This window comes from Anaeromusa acidaminophila DSM 3853 (assembly GCF_000374545.1).
In the GTDB taxonomy this organism is placed as follows: domain Bacteria; phylum Bacillota; class Negativicutes; order Anaeromusales; family Anaeromusaceae; genus Anaeromusa; species Anaeromusa acidaminophila.
The window spans coordinates 65,277-75,547 of sequence record NZ_KB894598.1 but is presented as its reverse complement, the minus strand read 5'-3'; the positions used below and the strand labels follow the sequence as shown (position 1 = coordinate 75,547).

The 10,271-nt window shown below is 50.4% G+C and carries 8 protein-coding genes; 5 read left to right on the top strand and 3 right to left on the bottom strand.

Annotated features, from left to right (window positions below):
* The coding region (locus tag C508_RS0112760) for a helix-turn-helix domain-containing protein (RefSeq protein WP_018703637.1) at positions 1–194 on the bottom strand (194 nt) is incomplete at its 3' end.
* Between the two features lie 85 nt (positions 195–279).
* Positions 280–2,724 carry a DNA gyrase subunit A gene (gene gyrA / locus C508_RS0112755; RefSeq protein ID WP_018703955.1) on the bottom strand — a complete coding sequence of 815 codons (2,445 nt, stop codon included), beginning with the start codon at positions 2,722–2,724 and terminating at the stop codon, positions 280–282.
* Between the two features lie 269 nt (positions 2,725–2,993).
* On the opposite strand from gyrA, the gene buk reads away from it, so the two are divergent.
* Positions 2,994–4,055 carry a butyrate kinase gene (gene buk, locus C508_RS0112750; protein ID WP_018703954.1) on the top strand — a complete coding sequence of 354 codons (1,062 nt, stop codon included), beginning with the start codon at positions 2,994–2,996 and terminating at the stop codon, positions 4,053–4,055.
* 211 nt (positions 4,056–4,266) lie between these two features.
* On the opposite strand, the gene C508_RS0112745 is transcribed toward buk, so the two are convergent.
* Positions 4,267–5,976, bottom strand: a complete 1,710-nt coding sequence (locus C508_RS0112745; protein ID WP_245553735.1) for a methyl-accepting chemotaxis protein — start codon at positions 5,974–5,976, stop codon at positions 4,267–4,269.
* Between the two features lie 250 nt (positions 5,977–6,226).
* On the opposite strand from C508_RS0112745, the gene C508_RS0112740 reads away from it, so the two are divergent.
* The 4 genes from C508_RS0112740 (at position 6,227) to C508_RS0112725 (ending at position 10,006) form a co-directional block, all read left to right on the top strand.
* Positions 6,227–6,667 (top strand): Hsp20/alpha crystallin family protein, encoded by a 441-nt coding sequence (locus C508_RS0112740; protein ID WP_018703952.1) that lies wholly within the window; start codon positions 6,227–6,229, stop codon positions 6,665–6,667.
* Positions 6,668–6,948: 281 nt separating this feature from the next.
* On the top strand, positions 6,949–7,707 hold the full coding sequence (locus tag C508_RS0112735; protein WP_018703951.1) for a phosphatase: 759 nt from the start codon (positions 6,949–6,951) through the stop codon (positions 7,705–7,707).
* Between the two features lie 233 nt (positions 7,708–7,940).
* Positions 7,941–9,083, top strand: a complete 1,143-nt coding sequence (locus C508_RS0112730) for a glycerophosphodiester phosphodiesterase (RefSeq protein WP_018703950.1) — start codon at positions 7,941–7,943, stop codon at positions 9,081–9,083.
* A 14-nt stretch (positions 9,084–9,097) separates the two neighbouring features.
* Positions 9,098–10,006, top strand: a complete 909-nt coding sequence (locus tag C508_RS0112725) for a hypothetical protein (protein ID WP_018703949.1) — start codon at positions 9,098–9,100, stop codon at positions 10,004–10,006.
* The last annotated feature ends 265 nt before the right edge of the window (positions 10,007–10,271 follow it).

Genomic DNA, 10,271 nt, shown 5'->3' with positions numbered 1-10,271 from the left:
GGATACACTCGATTACTTTTCTGCGGTTTTAAGCCAGCTTCACCTTCTGACTGGTACTGAAAAATCCATCTCCTCACTAGTTTCTGATCAACTTCCAGAGTGTTTGCTATATCGGCTATGCGCATGCTTTTGGCCAAATACCTCTTGCAAGCATCTATCTTCAAAGTGGCCGATACTTTTTCTTTATGTGGCATAAAATTACCCCCAGACAAGACAATGTGTTTTTTCATTGTCCTATCTAGGGGTAGCATATCACCTTTTCGGGCACGGTCTTTTTGGTTATTGTTGCTCTTCTTCTTGTTCTTGGCGGTTGGCCGTGGCCAACGCCGTAACCTTGTCGTCGTCGGTCATATCCATGATCTTGACGCCTTGGGTATTGCGGCTGATCAAGGAAATCTGCGAGACGTTGGTGCGGATGATGGTGCCGCCGGCGGTAATCAGCATGAGGTCGAGATCGGGGCGAACCACTTTAATGCCCACGACTTCACCTGTTTTTTCGGTAACCTTCATATTGATAACGCCTTTGCCGCCGCGCGTCTGATGACGGTAATCATCGGCGGTGGTGCGCTTGCCGAAGCCTTCTTCGGTGACGGTCAGGACATCGCCGTTGCTGCGCAAGGTATCCATGCCGACAACTACATCGCCTTCTTCCAGATTGATGCCGCGAACGCCGTGAGCGTTACGGCCCATGACGCGGACGTCTTTTTCCGAGAAGACAATGGCCTGGCCGCGACGAGTGCCCATGATGATGTCCTGCTGGCCGTTGGTCAGTTTCACGTCAATCAGGTCCTCGTTGTCGCTGAGGGTGATGGCGATGAGACCGCCCTTGCGGTTGGTGTCAAAGTCCATCAACTCGCTCTTCTTGACAGTGCCCAGCTGGGTCGACATGAAGAGGTAGTAGTCCTCGTTGAATTCACGCACCGGGATAACGGCGGTAATCTTCTCCTGGGCCTCGAGAGCCAGCAGGTTGATGATGTTGACGCCTTTGGCTGTGCGGCCGGATTCAGGCAGCTCGTAGCCCTTGAGACGATACATGCGGCCGCGGTTGGTAAAGAAGAGGATGTTGTTATGCGTCGTGGTAACAAACATGTGCTCCACGAAATCGTCTTCTTTGGTGCCCATGGCCGTAACGCCCTTGCCGCCACGGTTTTGCTTGCGGTACGTGTCAAGAGGCAGACGCTTGATGTAGCCGTTGTGGGTCATGGTGATGACGATTTCCTCTTCGGCAATGAGATCTTCGATCTCCAGCTTGGAGGTATCGCTGGTAATCACCGTGCGCCGCGGATCGGCATAGCGTTTTTTCGCATCCAGCAATTCTTCCTTGATGATGCCCATAACCAAGTGTTCGTTGGCCAGGACGCTTTCTAAGTATGCGATGGTTTCCAGCACATCCTTATATTCCTGCTCGATCTTGTCGCGTTCCAGGCCGGTAAGGCGCTGCAAGCGCAGGTCCAAGATGGCTTGGGCCTGTTTTTCCGAGAGGGCGAATTTGCTCATCAAGGCTTCCCGGGCAATTTCCGCCGTACGGGAAGCGCGAATGGTACTGATGACTTCGTCCAGATGATCCAGCGCAATTTTGAGACCTTCCAAAATATGCGCGCGCGCTTTGGCTTTCGCCAGCTCGAAGCGGGTGCGTCGGGTAATGACGTCTTTTTGATGCTCCAGATAGTGGAACAGCACTTGCGGCAGCGTCAGTACTTGCGGCTTGCGGTTAACAAGGGCCAGCATGATGATGCCGAAGGTTTCTTGGAGCTGAGTATGTTTGTAAAGCTGATTCAGGACTACGTCCGGCGTAGCGTCGCGCCGCAGCTCGATGACTACGGACATGCCTTTGCGGTCGCTTTCGTCGCGCAGATCCGTAATGCCGTCGATGGCTTTGTCCCGTACCAGTTCAGCGATGCGCTCAATGAGGCGCGCTTTATTAACCTGATAAGGAAGCTCGGTGACGACAATGCGGTGCTTGCCGTTGGACATTTTTTCAATATGAGCCTGGGCTCGCATGCGGACGACGCCGCGACCGGTGGAATAGGCGTTATAGATGCCTTCCCGGCCCAGAATCAAACCGCCTGTAGGAAAGTCCGGTCCTTTAATGGCCGTCATCAATTCCGGCAAAGTGACCTCGGGATTTTCAATCATCATGATCAAAGCGTCGATGACTTCGCCGAGGTTGTGCGGCGGAATGTTGGTAGCCATGCCGACGGCAATCCCGGAGGAGCCGTTGATCAAAAGATTGGGCACTTTAGCTGGCAATACGGTAGGTTCTTTTAATGATTCATCATAGTTAGGAGTAAAATCCACGGTGTCTTTTTCAATGTCCGCTAGCATTTCTTCCGCCAGACGAGACATGCGTACTTCTGTGTAACGCATGGCGGCTGCGGAGTCGCCGTCGACGGAGCCAAAGTTGCCGTGGCCGTCCACCAAGAGGTAACGGGTGGAAAAATCTTGGGCCAGACGAACTGCTGCGTCATATACGGAGCTGTCACCGTGGGGGTGATACTTACCAAGCACTTCACCGACGATACGCGCCGATTTTTTATAGGGCTTGGTCGGGGTCATGCCGGCTTCATGCATGGCGTATAAAATGCGCCGGTGCACCGGTTTGAGACCATCCCGGACATCCGGGAGAGCGCGCATGACGATGACACTCATCGCGTAATCGATATAGGAATTCTTCATTTCCTCATCGATACGAATAGGGAGAACTTTACCTAATCCGAAATCCACTCTCTCACCTCGAACCGCTGCGCCGAAGCGCAGGTGTGATCTTAACAACTTATTATACCATATTTTGTGAACTTGCTCCAGTAGGACTACAGGCCAAACCGAGAGTAGGCAAGATGCCGAGAAAACAAGGATTAAGAAGAATCAGCGTCAAAGAAGGGTTCGAGGATAGGCGCCTTGAAAAGAATACAAAAAGTACGGTTTTTCTTTTAGAGGTGTTAGTGTATACTATAAATAGCTGAATTCAATGTTAATTTCAGGAGGAGTGCTTTATGTCCGAACGGATTCTTGCCATCAACCCTGGTTCGACATCGACTAAGATTGGTATTTTTGAAGGAACGAAAGAAGTCCGCACCATCAATCTCAGCCACAGTGCGGAAGAAATTGCTCGCTTTCCTCAGATCAATGATCAGCTTTCCTATCGCTTGGAAGCCATCCAGGCGGTTTTGAAAGAAGAAGGATTGAAGGCTGCGGATTTTGCTGCGATTGTCGGTCGCGGCGGTCTTTTAAAGCCCGTTGTCAGCGGGACCTATGCGGTGAATGAAGCCATGCTTGCCGATTTAAAAAGCGGCGAGTACGGTATCCATGCTTCCAATTTGGGCGGCGTCCTAGCCAATCTTTTGGCGAAGGAAGCCTGCTGTTCGGCGTTTATTGTTGATCCGGTGGTGGTTGATGAGCTGACGCCAGTGGCGCGGATTACCGGTCTGCCGGAGATGCCGCGGCAGTGCATTTTCCATGCCCTGAATCAAAAAGCGGTAGCTAAACGTTTTGCCGCCGAGAAGGGCAAGGCGTATGAAGAGATGAACCTGATTGTAGCGCACTTGGGCGGCGGCATTTCCGTAGGCTGTCATGCGAAGGGCCAGGTTGTGGAAGTTAATAATGCGCTGAACGGAGACGGACCTTTTTCGCCGGAACGGGCTGGTACGGTGCAGGCAATGCAGTTTGCCAAAATGGTCAAGGAACGCAGCTTGGACGACATTAAAAAGCTGCTTGCTGGTAAGGGCGGGCTTGTGGCGCATTTAGGCACGAACGATGCCCGCGAAGTGGAGCGCCGCATTCATGAAGGCGATAAGCAAGCGGAATTGGTATATGATGCTTTGATTTACCAAATTGCCCGCTATATTGCCGCCAACTCCGTAGCGGTTAACGGCAAAATAGACTACATTTTGCTTACCGGCGGCATTGCTTACTCCAAATATCTCACCGCGCGGTTGATCGAAAAAGTGCAATTCATCGCGCCAGTGGAAGTGCTGCCTGGCGAAGACGAGCTGCAAGCGCTGGCTGAAGGGGCATATCGCGTGCTGACCGGCAAGGAGCAGGCGAAAGTTTACTAAGAGAACTGCGAATTTATTCTTATTTTACGTCCATATAAACGATGACTTTTAATACAACTAAAGGCCGCTGAGCAAGTGCTTAGCGGCCTTTTTGCGGTTCTATGTAGATGATTGGAGTAGCCGTATACAGCAAGAATGGTAGCGAGAAGGCGAGAGCTTGCGGCCGTTCTTTTAATAATTGCTTCTCTGACATCTAGATGGAACAAAAAAATTAAAGTTTGAACTGGTTTACCGCGTTCTGCAAGTTTTCTGCGAGATTTGTCAATGTTTCGCTGGATGCGGCAATTTCTTCCATAGAGGCAGCTTGCTCTTCGGCTGCAGCAGCAATGGTCTGCGCTTGGCCGGAGGAGTCTTTACTGATGGCGTCAATCGTTTTTACAGAGGAAACCACTTGCTGACTGCCATGGGCCAATTCCTGGATAGAGGAGGAAATGCTTTGCGTCTGGTGCGTCATTTGCTCTACTAAAGCGGCGATGGATTGAAAAGACTGACCGGCATTGTTGACGACTTGTGTGCCTTTGGCGACTTCTTGCGTACCACTTTGCATGGTTTCAACCGCCACCTGCGTTTCCTTTTGAATTTCACCAATTAACCGGGCGATTTGCTTGGCCGCTTCTTGGCTTTGTTCCGCTAGCTTGCGTACTTCATCCGCGACTACTGCAAAGCCGCGTCCTTGTTCGCCGGCACGAGCCGCTTCAATGGCTGCGTTCAGAGCCAAGAGGTTAGTCTGGCCAGCAATGCCGGAGATGGTGTCAACGATTTGGCCGATTTCTTGGGAACGTTCCCCAAGCTTAGATACTACTTGAGCAGAGTGGCTAACGCCGTTATTAACGGTGTCCATTTGCTGAATAGCGGCCAAGATGGCGGTTTGTCCTTCTATGACGGAACTGGAGGTCTGTTTTGATAAAGAGGACACTAGTGCAGCATTGTCGGCAATTCCTTGAATGCTGGAAGATATATGCTCCACGGCGTTTGAAGACGTGGTAATTTCCTTTTCCTGCTCATGGGCTCCCTGGGCAATTTGGGTGATATTGTCCGCTACTTGATTGCTGACTTGGGAGCATTGTTCCGCGCTGGCCATTAGCTCTTCAGAAGCTGCGGCTACTTGCTGTGAAGATTGAGAAACCTGGGAGAGAAGCTGTTTAAGGCTGTCAGTCGTATTGTTTAAGGCCATACCCATAACACCAATCTCGTCTTGTGTGCGAATGGTCAAAGGCGGTTGTTGTAAGTTCCCTCGGGCAATTTGCTGCAGATGCTGGTTGACGTCGGCAAGTCTGGCCGCGATAGTGGCTGCTAGCCTCCAGCCGACGCCAAGGCCGATGGCGACTGAGGCAAGGCAGACGATGAGAATAGTCAGGCCGGCTGTGCGGGCGTGACTAGCGCCGTCTTGCTGCATGGTTTGACTTTCTTGGGCATTATAATCAGCTAGTTCTTTCAACTTGGCATTGACAATGTCAACTTGCGGGGCGGCATTAGTTACGAATTGTTGATAAGCGGCCGCTTTTTGGCCTGCCTGGTCGAGTTTCAGGGCTTGTTCCCGTGCACTCCGGTAACGGGAGATGCTATCTTTGAGCTGACTCATAAGTTGTTTCTCTTTTTCGGTCAGGCTCTGCGACTCATATGCTTTGAGAGTTTCGTTAGTTTCTTCCGAAAGGTCTTTGATTTGTTTGAGCAAGGCCTGTTCTTTGGAGGGCTCCTGCGTAGTAGAAAGAAGTTGTAAAAACATAAGCTGAACGGCCCGGAAGTTGTGACGGGTTTCATTGATGCGTTTGACAGAGAGTAGATTGTCTTGGTACATCTGCTCCAAATCGTTGCTTAAAACCTTGGTGTAGTAATAGCCAACAGAGCCTGCCAGAGTCATAAAAAAGGTAGAGAGAAGGACAAGCGCTATGATTTTTCCTTTGATTTTCAAAAAAGACACATCCTTTCGAATTATCATTCCTAAAAAATGCCAACTACAAATGGATAATTAGTAACGAGATTCTAGGGCGATATGCGAAAGTCCTTGAAAGAAAATTTCGCAAATATGAGTCTTATGTCCCTGGAAAATGTGCTTTTCTAACAAGAGGCGCTGTTCGTTTCTTATTGACCTTTTGACTTTAAAGAGTATAATATTAGATAGAAAGACATTTGGCGTCTTTACTACATGTTGCACGAAGGGGGAAGGAAGTATGTTTGGATTGGTACCGTTTCGACGCGCCGGAGGAGAAGTTGGCAAACGTCTCGATAGTCTGGATCGGATGATGGATCAGTTTTTCGATGAGCCCTGGGGGCCGTTGCAAGGCATGCGTTCCGGGTTCCGTGTGGATGTGAAGGAAACCGATGCCGCCTATTTGCTGGAAGCGGACTTGCCGGGGGTTAAAAAAGACGAAATCAGTCTCACCTATGATGATCATTATTTGACTATCAGCGCTCGCCGCGGCGAGGAGAAGGAAACAAAAGAAGACAATTATGTGCGCCGCGAACGTCATATGGGGCAGGTGCAGCGAAGCTTCTTTATTCGCGATGTGGATGCTACGAAAATTGAAGCGGCCTTTGAAGAAGGCGTTTTAAAGGTGGCCTTGCCCAAACTGACGCCAACGCCGACGAACAAGCAAATTGAAATTCGCTGAGGAAAGTGCGAATTTTGAACAAGAGTAAAGGGAGTAGAGGGAGGGATACGGCGAAAGTCGTTTGATTTAATAATGCATAGTTCTTGTGATAAGAGAGACTCTAGCCGAAGGGACTGAGTCTCTCTTGTCATTTATTGAACTTCTGCTTCGTACCCTCCATTTACTCACTCTACTCCTGTTTATAATATACGTATCTCTTCTCCAAATCTTAACATACTGCAGCAGGAGCCGTGCTGGCGGTTGTGGAAATGAAGTAAGAAGCAATGAAAAGGAGGATGGTTATGCGCATTTTGATGGATTTGCATACGCATACGGTGGCCAGCGGCCATGCATATAGTACGATCATGGAGAACGCTAAAGCAGCGGCGGAAAAAGGCTTGGAAGGGATAGCCATGACCGACCACGGGCCGGCAATGCCCGGAGGCGCTCACCTCTATCATTTTTGGAACCTAACGGCGCTGCCGCAGCAAATCGCTGGCGTACGGGTGCTGCGCGGCGTGGAGGCCAATATTATTGATAGTCGGGGCGGGCTGGACGTGCCTGCAGATATTTTGGACCGCTTGGATATTGTCTTGGCAGGTTTGCATGGCGGCTGCATTCGCGCTGGGACAACGGCGGACAATACCAGGGCCATGCTGGCGGCGATGGCGAATCCCTGGGTGGATATTATTGTGCATCCGGGAAATGACGAATTTCTCATCAACCCCGAGGCGGTCATAGAGGGAGCGGTACGCTACGGCTGCGCCTTGGAAGTAAACAACGCTTCTTTGAGCTACATTCGCCAAGGAAGCAAACCATTTTGCAAGAGATTGGTTTCCTTAGCCAAAGAGCGAGGGGTGCCTTTAGTAGTAGGGACGGACAGCCATTTTGCCGCGTCGGTGGGAGAATTTGCAGGCGCCTTAGAGTTGCTGCATAGCTGCGGCGTGCCGGAAGAGCAAGTGCTTAATACTTCGTGGGAGCGGCTGGAGCAGCATCTGGCTAGGCGGAGGGATGCGCGGCGCAAGCTGCGCCAAGAGCTGACCGAGGACTTTGAAGGCTGAATATCGTCAAGCGGCAAAAGAATTCTAACGAAAACGTAACATTGTTTTTACAAAGTAAGCGACTGCTTTTGTTATACTGAAAGCAGTCGCTTTTATGTTATCGCAAGAAAGTAGGAATTATTCTGATAAAACTGCCAGAAGTCTTCTTCTGGTGGCATCGTCGCAACAGTGAGATAATTAAAACAACTCTTTTCTGTACATACTAAAATAACCTAAGGAGTGTGACAAAAGAAATGATGGGAAAAGGTTGGAAACGTTTTTTACTGACTGGAGCACTGGCGGCATTTATGGTGGCGGGGTTGCCGGCAACCGATGTAGCGGCCAAAGCGGTCGTCAACGGCTTTGATCTGCAGGCTCACCGCGGCGGACGGGACGCACGGGCGGAAAATACTCTCTATGCTTTTGCGTATGCCATGGAATTGGGTGTTACAACCTTAGAAATGGATATGCAGCTGACCAAAGACGGCCGCCTGGTCATCAGCCACAATCCGGTGATGAATTGGATGCTGGCTAAAGGTCCGGACGGACAGTATGCGCCCAAGCAAGGCGCGCCTGATATTCGTACAATGACCTTGGTGGAAGTGCAGCAGTACGATTTGGGCGTCATGAATCCCGCTGCGGGCGGTTATTACGACTTGCACGGCAAGACGCAGATTGCTACGCCTGGCGCTCAAATGCCTACGTTAGAGCAGGTTTTTGAGCTGGCAAACGCCTACGGCAATAAAAAAGTGATTTTCAACATTGAAACTAAATCCTACGCCGATCCGGAAGATCCGTACTATGCCAACAGCCCGGATCCAGATGTATTTGTGGAAAAAGTATATGAAGTAGTCAAAAAATACAACATGCAAAACCGCGTGACCATTCAGTCCTTTGACTGGCGTACGCTGAAGGCTATGAAAGCGATTGCGCCGGAGTTGACGCTGGTGGCGCTGTCTTCCGAGCAGCCAAGCTGGGGCAAGGGAGGCATGTACCTGCGCATTGGTGAAAAGGCGCCTTCGCCTCATTTAGGCGGGCTAAATATCAATGACTTTAAAGGAGACTATGTAAAAGCGGCTAAAGAAATTGGCGCCGACGTAGTTTCGCCATACTTTAAAGAATTGTCGCCGGACTTGATTGATGAAGCGCATGCGTTGGGTATGAAAGTGGTTCCCTGGACGGTGAATTCGCCCAAGGACATGGAAATGCTCCTGGCTATGGGCGTTGACGGTATCATCAGCGACCAGCCCTGGGTGCTGCGGGATGTGCTGATCAAGAAAGGCATTGCCGTTCCGGAGCCGACGCCGGCGCCTAAGGGCATGAAATATTCCACTGGCACGGCCATTAACAAAGTGGAAGTGAAAAAAGCTAAAGGAGGCGCTGACGCGTCTCACTAAGGAGGAGCAAAAGCATGAAGAAAGCTTGGATGGCGGCGCTCGTTCTGGGCGTCTCACTTCTGGCCAATGTGGGCATGGCCAAGGAAGCGCCTGTGAAGGATGCGGAGTTTTTGCCTAAATACGACTATACGTTAGTAGGAACATTTGAAGTCAAAGGTCGTCAAGGCGTTTGCACAGATGGCGAGTTCTACTACGTAAGCGGCAGCAAGGCTCTCTATAAATACGACAAAAAAGGAAACTTGCTGCAGACCAACGAAACGCCCTTTGAAGGGTATTCCATTCCTTCCAATCATATTGGCGACATAGACGTTTTTGACGGAGAAATCTTTGTCAGCGCGGAAAACTTTATGGACGGCGTAGGCAAAGACATTCAGATCGCCATTCATGACGCTAAGACGCTGAAGTTGAAGCGGACCTTCCGTTTCGAGCCTTCCAGCGGCCAGGAAGAAGTTTCCGGCATTACCGTAGACCCGGATAAACGCAGTGTGTGGATGTGTTCCTGGGTGGGTGAGGAAAGCGGACGCTACCTCTATGAATACAGCCTGGACACCGGCAAGTTTCTGCGTAAAGTCCATCTCCAACCGGTTCCTCAGTGGGTACAGGGCGTTTTCTACTGGAAAGGGAATCTATACCTGACCGCCGATGACGGCACCGCCGATCTGGATGAGCCGGATCACCTCTACCGGGTGAATATTACCGACAAGTCTTATGCCAGCGTAGTTCTGGAAAAGACCTTCACCGAAGTGAAGAAACAGGGCGAAATTGAAGGCTTGACCATAGACCCCAAGACTGGCGAACTGCTGGTACATTTCAACCGCGGCGCTCGCATTGTTCTGGGCATGGGCAAAGGCCTTTATCCTGGATATGATCGGGAAATCTCCGAAGTCTACCGCTATAAAATGACCCCTCATGTAGCTAAATAAAAACCTATAAAATAACCCCGGCAGACCTCTGATAAGAGGCTTGCCGGGGTTATTTTTTTCGTGCTTTTCGCGATTTTTGCGGTTGGATAATAAATCAGAGATACGATGGGAACGAACCGCGAAACACACGAAACACGCGAAAAGGGGCTTTCAAAAGTGTAAACGGCGGCATAGCTGCATTTGAAACAATATTTCCGCGTACCTCGCAAAAATCCCCCTGGCCCTGCGGGCCTTCCCCCTTTGGCAAGGGGGACAATAGCTTCAG

Coding starts and splice junctions, on each gene's coding strand:
- buk (WP_018703954.1), top strand. CDS start 2,994: ATGTCCGAACGGATTCTTGCCATCAACCCTGGTTCGACATCGACTAAG.
- C508_RS0112740 (WP_018703952.1), top strand. CDS start 6,227: ATGTTTGGATTGGTACCGTTTCGACGCGCCGGAGGAGAAGTTGGCAAA.
- C508_RS0112735 (WP_018703951.1), top strand. CDS start 6,949: ATGCGCATTTTGATGGATTTGCATACGCATACGGTGGCCAGCGGCCAT.
- C508_RS0112730 (WP_018703950.1), top strand. CDS start 7,941: ATGATGGGAAAAGGTTGGAAACGTTTTTTACTGACTGGAGCACTGGCG.
- C508_RS0112725 (WP_018703949.1), top strand. CDS start 9,098: ATGAAGAAAGCTTGGATGGCGGCGCTCGTTCTGGGCGTCTCACTTCTG.